This is a genomic window from Rhodothermus profundi, assembly GCF_900142415.1.
GTDB classification, from domain to species: Bacteria; Bacteroidota; Rhodothermia; order Rhodothermales; family Rhodothermaceae; genus Rhodothermus; species Rhodothermus profundi.
In genome coordinates, this window is record NZ_FRAU01000003.1 from 81,326 (window position 1) to 94,509 (window position 13,184).

At 59.4% G+C, this 13,184-nt stretch carries 11 protein-coding genes; 9 read left to right on the forward strand and 2 right to left on the reverse strand.

Going from position 1 to position 13,184, the window contains the following annotated elements:
* The first annotated feature begins 83 nt into the window (after positions 1-83).
* From BUA15_RS05460 to BUA15_RS05470, 3 genes are read left to right on the forward strand one after another with little or no spacing between them, the layout of a single operon-like run.
* Entirely contained in the window at positions 84-536 is a 453-nt protein-coding gene (locus BUA15_RS05460) for a DUF1931 family protein (protein WP_072714972.1), read from the forward strand.
* 17 nt (positions 537-553) lie between these two features.
* Positions 554-1,387: an SDH family Clp fold serine proteinase gene (locus BUA15_RS05465; RefSeq protein WP_072714973.1), complete on the forward strand. Its 834-nt coding sequence runs from the start codon at positions 554-556 to the stop codon at positions 1,385-1,387.
* Positions 1,384-2,103 carry a rhomboid family intramembrane serine protease gene (locus BUA15_RS05470; protein ID WP_072714974.1) on the forward strand — a complete coding sequence of 240 codons (720 nt, stop codon included), beginning with the start codon at positions 1,384-1,386 and terminating at the stop codon, positions 2,101-2,103. The genes BUA15_RS05465 and BUA15_RS05470 overlap by 4 nt, the downstream gene beginning before the upstream one ends.
* On the opposite strand, the gene BUA15_RS05475 is transcribed toward BUA15_RS05470, so the two are convergent.
* Positions 2,088-4,166 carry a monovalent cation:proton antiporter family protein gene (locus BUA15_RS05475; RefSeq protein ID WP_072714975.1) on the reverse strand — a complete coding sequence of 693 codons (2,079 nt, stop codon included), beginning with the start codon at positions 4,164-4,166 and terminating at the stop codon, positions 2,088-2,090. The two genes, BUA15_RS05470 and BUA15_RS05475, sit on opposite strands and share 16 nt — an antisense overlap.
* A 108-nt stretch (positions 4,167-4,274) precedes the next feature.
* Here BUA15_RS05475 and BUA15_RS05480 point away from each other — a divergent pair, with 108 nt between their 5' ends.
* Complete coding sequence (locus tag BUA15_RS05480; RefSeq protein ID WP_072714976.1) at positions 4,275-5,531, forward strand: zinc metalloprotease; 1,257 nt, start codon at positions 4,275-4,277, stop codon at positions 5,529-5,531.
* A gap of 1 nt (position 5,532) precedes the next feature.
* Here BUA15_RS05480 and BUA15_RS05485 read toward each other — a convergent pair whose 3' ends face one another.
* Positions 5,533-7,023, reverse strand: a complete 1,491-nt coding sequence (locus BUA15_RS05485; RefSeq protein WP_072714977.1) for an aldehyde dehydrogenase family protein — start codon at positions 7,021-7,023, stop codon at positions 5,533-5,535.
* Between the two features lie 162 nt (positions 7,024-7,185).
* On the opposite strand from BUA15_RS05485, the gene BUA15_RS05490 reads away from it, so the two are divergent.
* The 5 genes from BUA15_RS05490 (at position 7,186) to nusA (ending at position 13,162) form a co-directional block, all read left to right on the forward strand.
* Positions 7,186-8,409, forward strand: coding sequence for an aminotransferase class I/II-fold pyridoxal phosphate-dependent enzyme (locus BUA15_RS05490; RefSeq protein WP_072714978.1), 1,224 nt, complete (start codon positions 7,186-7,188; stop codon positions 8,407-8,409).
* A 72-nt stretch (positions 8,410-8,481) separates the two neighbouring features.
* A protein-coding gene (gene prfB / locus BUA15_RS05495; protein WP_245771934.1) for a peptide chain release factor 2 occupies positions 8,482-9,598 on the forward strand; the annotation gives its coding sequence in 2 pieces (ribosomal slippage) (positions 8,482-8,538 and positions 8,540-9,598; 1,116 coding nt in all).
* Between the two features lies 1 nt (position 9,599).
* Positions 9,600-11,201: an L-aspartate oxidase gene (nadB, locus tag BUA15_RS05500; protein ID WP_072714979.1), complete on the forward strand. Its 1,602-nt coding sequence runs from the start codon at positions 9,600-9,602 to the stop codon at positions 11,199-11,201.
* Positions 11,202-11,386: 185 nt separating this feature from the next.
* Complete coding sequence (locus tag BUA15_RS05505) at positions 11,387-11,869, forward strand: ribosome maturation factor RimP (protein WP_072714980.1); 483 nt, start codon at positions 11,387-11,389, stop codon at positions 11,867-11,869.
* A gap of 30 nt (positions 11,870-11,899) precedes the next feature.
* The gene (gene nusA / locus BUA15_RS05510) at positions 11,900-13,162 is read left to right on the forward strand and encodes a transcription termination factor NusA (protein WP_072714981.1); all 1,263 of its coding nucleotides are present in this window, start codon (positions 11,900-11,902) and stop codon (positions 13,160-13,162) included.
* Positions 13,163-13,184 lie beyond the last annotated feature (22 nt).

Below are 13,184 nucleotides of genomic sequence, written 5' to 3' on the forward strand. Positions count from 1 at the left end.
CCGGGCACGCATCCCTTCACGAGGAAAGGACCGGGTAGAAGGGGAGGAGGGATTTTTATGTCAAACCAACAGAAGGAAAGACAATGGCGGATTTAATGGCTGTGGCTAAGTTCGAGCGGCTGTTTCGCATGGCCGCTGGCTTAGACGTCGATAAAAGTGATCTGAAGCGTCTGACCGACTTTCTGCGGCAGAAGATTTATGATCTGCTGTTGGCCGCGCAGGCGACAGCCCGGGCTAACGGACGCGACGTCATTCAGGTGCATGACCTGCCCGTTACAAACGGCCTGCGCGAAAGCATCCGCGTCTTTGAAACCCTTGACACGGAGCTAGAGCTGGAACCGATTCTGGAGCATCTGGCAACGTTACCACCGCTTGATTTAGCGTACAGCTACGAAGTAGAGGCAGAGCTTCCTCGCCTGGTTGGCGCGCTCACGGTAGCGCTGGCGCGAGCGTTTAAGATTCTGGATCCCGACGTCAAAAATCCCCAGGCCTTGCACTGGGAACGGGCAATGGAGATATTTAACCTGCTGTTGTAACGCACCTGCCAGGAGTCATGAATGATCTGTTTTTCCTATTTCTCATTCTGATGAGCCTGACGCCTGCTCTGCGCCAGCAAATTTTAGAGGCGCGGCGGGCGCAGATCATGCGACGATTAGAGCAAAAGCGAGGATCTCGGGTAATCTCCCTGATTCATCGGCAGGAAACCGTTTCGTTGCTGGGCATCGGCATTCACCGATACATTTCTATCGACGATGCGGAGGAGGTGCTGCGGGCTATCCGCATGACGGATCCTGCCTGTCCAATTGATATGATCGTGCACACGCCGGGCGGTCTGGTGCTGGCTGCGGAGCAGATCGCCTGGGCACTGGCGCAGCATCCGGCCAAGGTGACGGTCTTTGTGCCGCACTATGCAATGAGTGGCGGGACGTTGCTGGCGCTGGCAGCCGACGAGATTGTCATGGATCCTTTTGCGGTGCTGGGACCTGTCGATCCGCAAATCGGTCAGCATGCAGCGGCCTCCATTGTAGCAGCCGTGCGCCGCAAGGGAGCCGGACAGGTCAGTGATGAAACCCTGATTCTGGCCGATGTAGCCGAAAAGGCACTTGGACAGGTGGCGCACAGCGTGCGGCAGTTGCTTGAACGTAAAATGCCGGCCGAGCGGGCAGCCCGGGTGGCGCACCTGCTAACCAGTGGGGTGTGGACGCACGACCATCCGCTTCGGGTGGATGATGTGCGGGCGCTCGGGTTGCCTGTCTCAACCGATATGCCTCCAGAAATTTACTCGCTCATGGCCTTGTATCCGCAGCCTACCCGCATGCGGCCGTCCGTAGAGTACGTGCCGCTTCCGTATCGCTCTGATAGACCAGCCGGACGACAGCCGTCATGATTCCCATTGGCGACGACATCCCTGAGCGGCATTACCCGTTTGTAACCTACACCCTGATCGGACTCAACGTATTCTTTTTCTTCGTAGAACTGTTGCAGGGGCCGCGCCTGGAAGCTTTCCTGTATCGCTGGGGGACGGTACCTGCCTGGATTATGAACTGGCAGGAGCAGCCTGAGGTGCTGCTAACGCTCTTTACGTCGATGTTCCTGCACGGTGGCTTTGCGCACCTGATCGGCAATATGCTCTATCTCAACGTCTATGGTAAGTCGCTGGAGGGAACGATCGGATCAGGGCGTTTTCTGGCATTTTACCTGCTCAGCGGATTGGCGGGCGGCATCGCCCATGTGCTGATGAATCCCACCAGCACAGTGCCGGCTATTGGCGCCAGTGGGGCTATTTCAGGAGTTCTGGGCGCTTACCTGGTGCTGTTTCCGCGGGCGACCGTGTTTCTGGCCGTGCCTCTGCTGTTCTTTTTTCCGATCATAGCCCTGCCTGCCGCTTTCGTACTGACGTGGTGGTTTGCGCTGCAGATTGTAGGCGGGTTGACCTCGGCCGCCTTTACGCAGGTAGGAGGAGGGGTAGCCTACTGGGCGCACATCGGTGGATTTGTAGCGGGACTGTTGCTGATCGGTCTGTTCTACTCTCGGAAACGGCGACAGCCCTTCCGTTACTACGGCGTGCCGGACCGGCGCTACTGGGCCTACTGGGAGGGGTAGGAAGGCTCCACCTTTTCCAGTTCGGCTGTTTCCTGAGCAGAAAAGCCCAGTTGGCGTGCATGTTGCGCGGCAAGAGGGGTGCGAAACAGCGAGCTGCAGGCGACGAAGGCCTGGGCTGGCCCCACAAGCACCAGTCGATCCCCAGGACGAATCTGAAAGTCGCCTCCCGGGTTGGGGATAAAACGATCGTTGCGGTAAGCGGCCAGGACGGTAATGCCATAGCGAGAGCGCAGCGCCAGTTCGGCCAGCGTGCGTCCCACAACGGGCGCGGTGGGATGCACAGTGACTTCGCGCGTGTGCAACTGGTCGCGGGTAAGCGCCGAAAGAACGTGCTGGACGTGCTCCGGATGGCGAAACGCCTGATAGTTGTCGGCGCGGAGCGCCTGAATTTCGGCAGCCACTTCTTCGGCAGAAAGGCCGTAGGCGTTGAGCACATGGGAGAATAGCCGCAACGGCGTCTCGAGCTCTTCCGGCACAACCAGATCGGCCCCGGCCTCGCGCAGCGCCTCCACGTCGCGAAGCAAACCGGCTCGTGCAATAATCCGTAAGGTGGGGTTCAGGTAGTGGGCCAGGCGCACCAGGCGTTCGGCTGCGGTGCGGTCGTCGATCAGCACTACGAGTGCCTTTGCCTGGCGGATGCCGGCGGCTTCCAGAATGGCGCGTCGGCTTGCGTCGCCCAGCAGCGTGGGCAAACCTGCTTCGCGCGCTTCGAGCACGCGGTGCGGGTCTAAATCGATGACGAGCATGGGGAGCTGAAGGGGCCGTAGCATCCAGGCCAGGTGCTGCCCGTCTCGTCCGTAGCCTACCAGAATCAGGTGGTTCTCTAAAGAAACTTCCTGGCCATCAGCCGTCAGCTCGGCCGGCAGACGAACCGGCCACCGCGCCTCCAGCCAGCGTCCCAGCCGGTGGCCGGCAGGTAGCAGAAGCGGCGTGACCAGCATGAGCAGCGTTGCCGAAGCAATGAAAAGGGCATCGCCGTCTGGCTGGCCTAGCGGTTGCAGGCCAACTTCCCGGCCCAGTCGTTCCAGCACAAAAGAGAACTCGCCGATTTGCGCCAGCCCAAGCCCGACGATAGCGGCCACGCGCGGCCCATAGCCCAGCGCGAGCACACTGGCGCCCGTAACCACTGCTTTCAGAACTCCAATGAGCAGCGCAATGCCAAACACGAGGCCGGGGTTGGTGAGCACGAAGCGTACGTCCAATAACATGCCCACCGACATAAAAAACATCGCATTGAAAACCGTGCGCAGCGGTAAGATTTCGCTGAGCGTGTGCTCGGCATAAGGGCTTTCGCTGACCACCAGGCCGGCCAGGAACGCTCCCAGGGCCAGGCTAATGCCGACCAGTCCGGTAACAAAAGCCGTCCCAAAGCAGAGCGTGACAACCGTTAGTAGAAATAGCTCGTGCCGATAGGTGCGCGCGACATAGTCGAGCAGGCGGGGAATCAATAAGCGCGCCAGTACTAGCACTACGCCAATGAGGAGCAGGGCCTTCAGCAGCGTAAAAACAACATCAGTCGCGGAGCCGCCTGCGCCTCCCATGATAGGCACCAGGAGGACCAGACCAACGGCCGCGAGATCCTGAAAAATCAAGATGGCCAGACTGGCCTGACCGGCAGCACTTCCGGTTTCGCCTCGCTCGGTCAACAGACTCATTACGAGGGCGGTGCTGCTCAGCGCTACCAGTGTTCCAGTAAAGATGGCGACGGGCCAGGACGTACCCATCAGCGCAAGCAGCAGCGCCACCAGCATCGTTGTGATACCCATTTGCAGTAGGCCCCCGCCTAACACCAGGCGACTGAGCCGGGCCAGTTTTTCCAGGCTGAATTCAACGCCAATCGAGAACAGCAGCAAAATGACGCCGATTTCGGCCATGCGGCCGATGAGCGTCTCATTCTGAACCAGGCCAATGCCTCCGGGGCCTACCAGCACGCCGGCCAGGAGAAAGCCCACCACCGGCTCTAAGCGCAGTCGATAGCAGAGGTAAGCAATGGCTGTCCCGGCGCCCAGGAGCGTAACCAGCTCGCCCAGGAAAGGCAGTTGCAGACCCGCCGCCAGCAGCATGGAAGTAACTGGATCGTTCCCTGTCTGTCAAAACACCCCAGAAACGAAGTGCCGTCATTCTGGTTCTTGGAAAGCGTGCCCGGGCCGTAACGGATTCGATATAACCCGATGGGCGACGAGTTTCGAACTACGTTAGAGCTGGCAGCGCCGGCGTCCCAGTCTGTCGACCGAGAGCTTACGGTCGAGGTGGGCTGGGTGTTAGCCGGCGCGTTTGATGAGGTAGACCGGCGAGCTCTGGCGCTGGCCCGAGCGCGTCTGGCCGAGCTGGTTACGGCATGGTTTCCGGGCTTTTGCTGGCGCTTTCCGGTTGTCTGGCGGCGAGAGTTGCGCGCAACCTCTCCTGTTGAGCCCGTTGAGTTATTGGAAGCGGCCACCGATGAACGCGATCATGGGCGCTGGGATTTTGTGCTGGTGGTCACTGCTGCGGCGCTGAAAAGTCACTACAAGCCTTTTGCACTGGGCGCCCCGTCATCGGCGCTTGACGCCGCCGTCCTCTCAACGCAGCGGCTGGATCCTATCGTGGAGGATGAACAGGTGGAGGAGTCGGAGCGGATTGAAATCATTGCGCGGCGGGTAACAGCGCTGGCAATGCATCTGCTGGGGCATCTGAACGGCCTTTCTCATCAGGATGATCCGGTCGATTTTATGTATGACCTGAAGACGGCGGCCGATCTGGACCGCATGCATCGGCTTCGCGACCGAGAACGCATGGAAAAAGCGCTGCGGGAGGTAGCGGCTGAGCGTCTGGAGGAAACGTTGGCGTATCGTCGGCCGGGATTGGCGCGCAAATGGGGGGCTCGGCTAGGATTTGGGTTACGAGTACTGGGACGTGAGTGGCGCAATATCTGGGAGGCGGTGCGGGAGGTCGAGCCGTGGCTTTTCCCCCTGCGTTTCAGTCGCCTGACGACGGCGGCTTTTTCTGCTGTGTTGTTTTTGCTCTTAACGGCAGAGGTCTGGGAGCTGGGCATGAGCCAGCCACCGCTGCGCGTTGCGCTGCTGGCCCTTCTCATACTCGCCATCACATCGCTTTACGTGCTCCAGCGCCAGCATCTACTTCGGCGGCATCGATGGGAAGTGCGTTTCAGTGAGCAGCGTACGGTGGCCGGTATGGCGGCCAGCATGGCGGTCGTGCTGGGCATGGCGACAACGTTTGTCGTCATTTTCTGTGCGGTGCTTCTGGTGAGCAGGCTGCTGTTCACGTTTCGGTTGATTGCCGGCTGGGCGGATCTGGCGCCCACCTGGCAGCACTATCTGACCTTTGCCGGCTTTGTCGCGACGCTTGCGCTGGTAGCCGGCGCGCTGGGCGCCTCTTTCGAACAAGAAGTTTACTTCCGGCATGTGCTCCTCATTGACGAGGAGACGTAAATCAGTCTTGCGCCGTGTCGATCTGGGCGCGTTGCAAGCGGCCGCTGTAGTCGATGTAGACGGTTTTGGTTTCGGTGTAGAAGTCAAATACTTCCCAGCCGCCCTCCCGGTGGCCGTTGCCGGTCTGTTTGACGCCGCCAAAGGGCAGATGAGCTTCTGCGCCAATGGTCGGGGCGTTTACGTACACGATGCCCGCTTCCAGCTCTTGAATTGCCTGAAAAGCCCGTCCAAGGTCGCGGGTATAAATAGAGGACGACAGACCGTAGCGCACGCTATTGGCTACCTCAAGGGCTTCTTCGAGCGAACTGACCTTCAGCACCGAGAGGACGGGCCCGAAGATTTCTTCCTGCGCAATGCGCATGTCGGGTTTGACGTCTACAAAGATGGTGGGCTCAAAGAAAAAGCCTTCGTCCAGGCCTGATCCGGTGGCGCGCCGGCCGCCCAGTACCAGGCGGGCTCCTTCTTGAAGCCCGAGCTCAACGTAGCGCTGCACTTTTTCAAGGGCAGCCTGGTTGATAAGCGGTCCCATGTCTGTACCTTTCTGATTGCCATCGCCGAGGCGGAGACGCCGAGCCGCGTTGCAGAGTCGTTCGACCACTTCGTCGTGCACTGCCTCATGCAGAATCAGGCGGCTGGTGGCCGTGCAGCGCTGGCCTGTGGTGCCAAAGGCGCCCCAGAGGACCCCATCAATGACGAGGTCGAGGTCGGCGTCTTCCATAACAATGAGCGGGTTTTTCCCGCCCATTTCCAGGGAGCATCGTTTATGGAGGCGGCCGCAGATTTCTCCAATGCGAGCACCCACTTCTGAAGAGCCCGTAAAGGAGATGGCCTGCACATCCGGATGCGCTACGAGAGCTGCTCCTGCTTCAGCGTCGCCGTGCACCAGGTTGATGACGCCTGGAGGCACGCCCGCTTCGATCAGGGTCTGGACGAAGAGCATGCCACTGTGGGGGGCATCTTCGCTGGGTTTGAAGACTACGGTGTTCCCGCAGGCAAGCGCCGGGAAGATCTTCCAGCTTGGCACGGCTACCGGGAAGTTCCAGGCCGTAATAACACCCACGACGCCCAGCGGCTGCCGGATGGTCATGTTGAACTTGCGGGGCAGTTCGCTGGGGACCGTGTGGCCGAAGAGGCGGCGCGTTTCGCTGGCTGCATAATAGGCCGTGTCGATGGCTTCCTGCACGTCGCCGCGCGTTTCAAAAAACGGCTTCCCCATTTCGCGCGTCATGGCGCGAGCTATCTCATTTTTGCGAGCGCGGAGCAGATCGCCGGCGCGTCGCAGGATCTCTCCCCGCTGGGGAGCGGGCAAGCGCCGCCAGGCCGGGAAGGCTGCCCGGGCAGCGGCCACGGCCTGGTCTACATCTTCTGCAGAAGAGCGAGGAAACAGACCGATCAGGTCAGACCAGCGTGCCGGATTGCGATCTTCAAACGTACGTCCTGATGCGGAGTCAACCCATGCGCCGTTGATGTAGTTGTGAAAAATCGTAGCCATAAGGAAACTTGTGGTCTGTTTGAAAGCGTTTCCGGGGTGTCCTTGAGATAAAATAGAACATTGGCGAGATCCTTGCCAGGCCATGGATACCTGCCTGTGCAAGGGGCGCCGAAAGCACGTATATTTCACCCTCACGCTTGTAAGCATGGATCGATGGAACCCATGACAGACCGTACGGCTCCGTTATCTTCACTGGAGGCGCGTCTGGCAGCCCGCGTGCGCAACGTGCCGCCCAGCGGCATTCGGCGCTTTTTTGAGATTGCCGCTACCATGGACGACGTTATCTCGCTGGGAATTGGCGAGCCCGATTTTGTTTCGCCGCCGGCTGCCATTGAGGCGGCTATTGCTTCGCTGCGGGCAGGTCAGACAGGCTATACGGCCAATGCTGGATTGATCGAGTTGCGGGAGGCGATTGCAGAGGAGTTGGCCCGGCGCTATGGCGTGCGCTACGATCCGGCGCGAGAAATTCTGGTAACGGTAGGGGTTGCGGAAGGCATTCAACTGGCCATGCTGGCGCTGGTGGAGCCCGGGGATGAGGTGTTGATTCCCGAGCCCTGTTTTGTTTCATATGGACCAACGGCTACCTTTGCGGGAGGGCGTGTGGTGTATGTGCCCACTTCAGTAGAGAATGATTTCCAGGTGACGGCAGCCGATCTGGAACCGTACATTACGCCGCGCACCAAGGTGCTCATGATCGGCTATCCGAACAATCCGACAGGGGCTGTGCTGCGTCGGAAGACGATGGAGGAGATCGGGGAGCTGGTGGTCCGGCATGATCTGTTTGTCATTTCTGATGAGATTTATGACCGATTGATTTATGGCCGTGCGTATGCAGAAGGACATGTATGCGTGCCGTCGATTCCGGGGCTTCGGGAGCGTACCGTGTTGCTGGGCGGTTTTTCAAAGGATTATGCCATGACGGGCTGGCGGATTGGGTATGCCTGTGCGCCGGAGCCCATCTTGAAGGCGATGTATAAGTTGCACCAGTATATGGTGATGAGTGCGCCTACGATGGGGCAGGTGGCAGCGCTGGCAGCACTTCGAGAGGCCCAGGAGGATGTGGAACGGATGCGTCGGGCGTACGACGAGCGTCGCCGCGTGATTGTCGATGGATTGCGGGCGGCTGGTCTGCCTACGTTTGAGCCGGAGGGGGCTTTTTATTGCTTCCCGGACATTCGTTCCACTGGATTGACGTCTGAGGAGTTTGCGCAGCGGCTGCTTCGGGAAGAGCGGGTTGCCGTAGTGCCGGGGGATGCATTTGGCCCGAGCGGAGCAGGCTACGTTCGCTGCGCCTACGCCACATCGCTGGAGCATATTCGGGAAGCGGTGCGCCGGATTCAGCGGTTTGTAGCGCGGGTGAAAGAGGAGCGTCGGGTGGAAACCTGAGCCGTGCGTTGTCGTTGTCAGCGCCGCAACAGGCATAGAACGTTTGCAGGGAGTACAAAAACCGTTATTGCAATGCAAGAAAAAATCCAAAGCCTGTTAGAGCGTGTGGACACGCTCGGGAGGTTTCTTTGACATCCCCGGGCGTAAACAGAAGATTGCCGCGCTGAATGAAGAGCGACTGGCGCCAGGCTTCTGGGACAATCCAGAGCGGGCGCGTGCTGTGGAAAAGCAGATTGCTGAAGAGGAATCCTGGGTGGCGGCGTGGGAGCGACTGCGTCGCCAGGCAGATGATGTGTTAACGCTCCTGGAGCTCCAGCAGGAAGATCCGGAAGCAGACCTCCAGGAGGAGATTGAGCGGGAAGTGGCCCGCCTGGAGCAACAGCTTGACGAGCTGGAGCTGCGCAGCTTACTGACCGATCCGGACGACCATCGTAACGCTATCCTGACCATTCATCCGGGCGCTGGGGGGACTGAAAGCCAGGACTGGGCCGAGATGCTCCTGCGCATGTACACGCGCTGGGGCGAGCGGCATGGCTATACGGTGGAGCTGCTTGAGTACCAGGCGGGGGACGTAGCGGGTATCAAGAGCGCTTCGCTGCGCATCGCCGGTCCGTATGCCTACGGCTACCTGAAAGGTGAGTCCGGCGTGCATCGGCTGGTGCGCATTTCGCCATTTGATGCAAGTGGCCGGCGGCATACGTCGTTTGCCAGCGTGTTTGTCTATCCAGAAATCGACGATACGATTGAGGTTAATATTCGCCCGGACGAAATTGAAATGCAGACGTTCCGTAGCAGTGGAAAGGGCGGGCAGAACGTCAACAAGGTGGAGACGGGCGTCCGGCTAATCTGGCGAGGAAAACTCTCAAACGGCGAAGAGGTCAAGGTGGTCGCCGAATGCACGGAGGAGCGCAGCCAGCTTCAGAATCGGCAGCGGGCCCTGACCATGCTCAAAAGTCGCATCTACCAGTTGGAACGTGAAATCCGTGAGGCGGAAAAGCGCAAACGCGAGTCTCAGAAGAAAAAGATTGAGTGGGGTAACCAGATTCGTTCGTACGTCTTTCAGCCCTACACGATGGTCAACGACCATCGCACGGAAACCAAGGTGACGGATGTGCAGGCTGTGATGGATGGAGAACTGGATCCTTTCATCCGTGCCTACCTGCTGTCGCAGGTGAACGAAGTCTCCTGACATGCCCGAGCGCTATCAGTTTGACTTTCTGGTCATCGGTAGCGGAATTGCCGGTCTGACCTTTGCTCTGCGCGTAGCCGACCACGGCTCGGTGGCCATTGTCACCAAGAAAGAAAGCGTCGAGTCGAACACGAACTACGCGCAGGGAGGCATTGCGGCCGTCATGGACGCGGCCGACTCGTTTGAGCAGCACGTGCAGGATACGTTAGAGGCAGGAGCCGGGCTGTGCGACCGCGTAGTGGTTGAGACGGTTGTGCGGGAGGGGCCCGAACGGGTACGCGAGCTCATCGCGCTCGGCGCGCAGTTTACTTATGAGCAGGGGCGGTTGCATCTCGGGCGGGAGGGCGGGCACTCCCGAAACCGTATCGTGCACGCTGCCGATGCAACAGGGCGGGAAGTGGAGCGGGTTCTGCTGGCGCGCGTGCGCGCTCACCCCAACATTCACATTTTTGAATATCACTACGCCGTTGATCTCATCACCGAACACCATCTCGGTCAATACGTCTCGCGCCTGCGGCCAGACATCCATTGTTTCGGAGCCTATGTGCTGGATGAACAGGCAGATGTCATACATACCTTTCTAGCAAAGGCTACGCTGCTTGCCACGGGAGGATCGGGACAAGTATATCTACACACCACAAACCCTCCCGTGGCGACCGGTGACGGCGTGGCCATGGCCTACCGTGCAAAGGCGCGGGTCGCCAACATGGAGTTCATTCAGTTCCATCCGACCACGCTCTTTCATCCAGAAGGGCCTCAGGAACGGTCGTTTTTGATCAGCGAGGCGGTGCGGGGAGAAGGCGCTCGGCTCTATAATCTGGCCGGAGAGCGTTTTATGCCGCACTATGACCCGCGGGCCGAATTGGCGCCCCGCGACATTGTCGCGCGGGCTATAGATGATCAGCTCAAGCGGCGGGGGGAGCCTCATGTCTGGTTGGACATTTCGCACCGGCCTGCCGAGGAGATCAGGCGTCGCTTTCCCAATATTTATCAGACCTTGCTGAGCTATGGCATTGATATGACGCAGCAGCCCATTCCGGTGGTGCCGGCAGCGCATTATCAATGCGGGGGCGTGCTGACGGACCTGCACGGCCGCACAACCATCCACGGACTTTACGCGGCCGGGGAGGTCGCTTGCACCGGGCTGCATGGTGCCAATCGCCTGGCAAGCAATTCGCTGCTGGAGGCGCTCGTTTTTGCGCGGCGTGCGGCTGAAGATGCCGTGCAGTATGTGCAGGCGCAAGCCTGGCGCACCGACGTTCCCGACTGGGATGACCGGGGCACCGAGCGGCCCCAGGAATGGGTGCTTATTTCGCACAATCGTGATGAGCTGCGGCGCATCATGTGGGACTACGTGGGCATTGTGCGCTCGCAACTTCGTCTGGAACGGGCACTGCGTCGCACGCGGCTCCTCTACGAAGAAACGGAAGACTTTTACCGGCGGGCTCGCCTTTCTCCAGGCTTGTGTGAGTTGCGAAACATGATCGCGGTAGCCTACCTCATCATTCGAAGTGCGCAAATGCGTCGAGAGAGTCGCGGGTTGCACTACATGCTTGATTATCCCGAGCCTGTCGAAAGCGAGCGGCGACCCACGTTGGTCTGAGGAACCCGCTTTCGCACCTGTCGTTTATCCCGTCGGGAGTGAGCGGGTCGAGAGGTCGCCTCCACGGAACGGAGTCGGTGTGCATGAAAAGGGGGGCTCAAGCCGCCCTTTTTTCATTCAACCCGCTCAGGTAGTGACGCCCGGCCGTCCGTGGTACGGGCGTTTTTTTGCAGCAGAGAAAAATCATGATGCAGACAGCTTCCGGAACGTCGGCGCTGGTCGAACAGATCCGCGCCCGGGTTGAAGAGGTTTTGCAGGGAACAGCGTTCTTTCTGATTGATGTGGTGGTGCGCGGTCGAAGAGGCGCGCACGTGGTCGAGATTTTTATTGATGGCGACCGAGGACCTTCACTCCAGGATCTGGAACAATTAAGTCGGGAAATAGGCTTTTTATTGGATAGTGACGACGTATTGCCTGGCTCGTACACGCTGAACGTGTCGTCGCCAGGTGTTGACCGGCCGCTGGTGCATCCCCGGCAATACCCCAAACACGTGGGGCGAATGCTGGAGGTGCTGCTGGTGGCCAGGGAGGGCATGCCGGCTGAGCGGCTGCGGGGGACGTTGCAGCAGGCCGATGCGGAAGCCATTGAACTGCAACTTCCCGACGGGTCGCTGCGTCGGCTGCGCTACGCAGAAATTCAATCGGCCCGCGTCTGCCTGCCCTGGTGAAGCGGGCCTTAAGACGGTGACAGGTGAGCCATGCAGAACAGCGAGCTGGTATCTTCCTTTGCAGAGATTGCCCACTCGAAGGGTATCGATCGGGATACGCTTCAATTGATTGTGGAGGACGTCTTCCGGGCAATGCTCCGGAAGCGTTATGGATCCGATGAAGCCTTTGAGATCATCTTTAACCCGGATCACGGCGATATCCAGATCCTCCATATTCGGGAAGTAGTGCCGGATTGGGAGCTGGAGGATCCTGTGACCCAGATTGAGCTGAGCGAGGCGCGCAAGATTGACCCCGACTTTGAGGTGGGCGACGAGGTAGCCAGCGAACTCGATATTTCCGAGTTCGGGCGACGGGCTATCATGACGGCGCGCCAGACCTTCAGCCAGCGCATCCGGGATCTGGAAAAAGAGAAAATCTATCAGGAATACTCCGAGTTAATCGGAGAAATTGTGGTCGGCGAGATTTATCAGATTCGCCGGCGGGAAGTGCTGGTCATGCATAACCGCACGGAGCTTATCCTGCCCCGCGAAGAGCAGATTCCGCGTGACCGCTATCGGAAGGGGGATACGCTTCGGGCGATTGTCAAGGAGGTGCGTCGAGAGTCTGGGGGAACGCCCCAGGTTATTATCAGCCGGGCCGACCCGGTCTTCCTGGAGCGTTTGCTTGAACTGGAGGTGCCTGAAATCGAAGAAGGCATTGTTGAGGTCAAAAGAATTGTTCGGGAACCGGGCGAGCGCGCTAAAGTGGCGGTCGTCAGCCATGACGAGCGCGTAGATCCGGTTGGCGCCTGCGTAGGGCTCCGGGGGAATCGGATCCACGCAATCGTACGTGAGCTCTCCAATGAGAGCATCGATGTTATTGAATGGTCCGATGATCCGCGGGAGCTCATCAAACGAGCACTGGCGCCCGCCAAGCCTCTCTCGGTTACCTTGAATGAAGAGGCCAACCCACCGCGTGCTAAAGTGGTGGTGCGCGCCGACGAGGTCAGCCAGGCTATTGGCCGTGGCGGCGTCAACATCCGACTGGCCTCGCGCCTGACAGGATACGAGCTAGACGTCTATCGCGAAATTCTTCCAGATGAGGAAGATATCGAAATCGAGGAGTTTGCAGACGAGCTTGATGAATCGATTATTGCGCGCCTGCGTGAAATTGGCTGTGACACAGCCCGGGCAGTGCTTGATCTGTCGCTCGAAGAACTGATGCGACGCTCCGGGCTGGACGAGGAAACGGCGCGGCGCGTAATGGAGGTAATCCGCGCAGAGTTCGAAGACGAAGAAGAACTGGAAGGCTAACCGCCGACAGGAGTAGGACGCA

Coding starts and splice junctions, on each gene's coding strand:
- BUA15_RS05460 (WP_072714972.1), top strand. CDS start 84: ATGGCGGATTTAATGGCTGTGGCTAAGTTCGAGCGGCTGTTTCGCATG.
- BUA15_RS05465 (WP_072714973.1), top strand. CDS start 554: ATGAATGATCTGTTTTTCCTATTTCTCATTCTGATGAGCCTGACGCCT.
- BUA15_RS05470 (WP_072714974.1), top strand. CDS start 1,384: ATGATTCCCATTGGCGACGACATCCCTGAGCGGCATTACCCGTTTGTA.
- BUA15_RS05475 (WP_072714975.1), bottom strand. CDS start 4,166: ATGCTGCTGGCGGCGGGTCTGCAACTGCCTTTCCTGGGCGAGCTGGTT.
- BUA15_RS05480 (WP_072714976.1), top strand. CDS start 4,275: ATGGGCGACGAGTTTCGAACTACGTTAGAGCTGGCAGCGCCGGCGTCC.
- BUA15_RS05485 (WP_072714977.1), bottom strand. CDS start 7,023: ATGGCTACGATTTTTCACAACTACATCAACGGCGCATGGGTTGACTCC.
- BUA15_RS05490 (WP_072714978.1), top strand. CDS start 7,186: ATGACAGACCGTACGGCTCCGTTATCTTCACTGGAGGCGCGTCTGGCA.
- nadB (WP_072714979.1), top strand. CDS start 9,600: ATGCCCGAGCGCTATCAGTTTGACTTTCTGGTCATCGGTAGCGGAATT.
- BUA15_RS05505 (WP_072714980.1), top strand. CDS start 11,387: ATGATGCAGACAGCTTCCGGAACGTCGGCGCTGGTCGAACAGATCCGC.
- nusA (WP_072714981.1), top strand. CDS start 11,900: ATGCAGAACAGCGAGCTGGTATCTTCCTTTGCAGAGATTGCCCACTCG.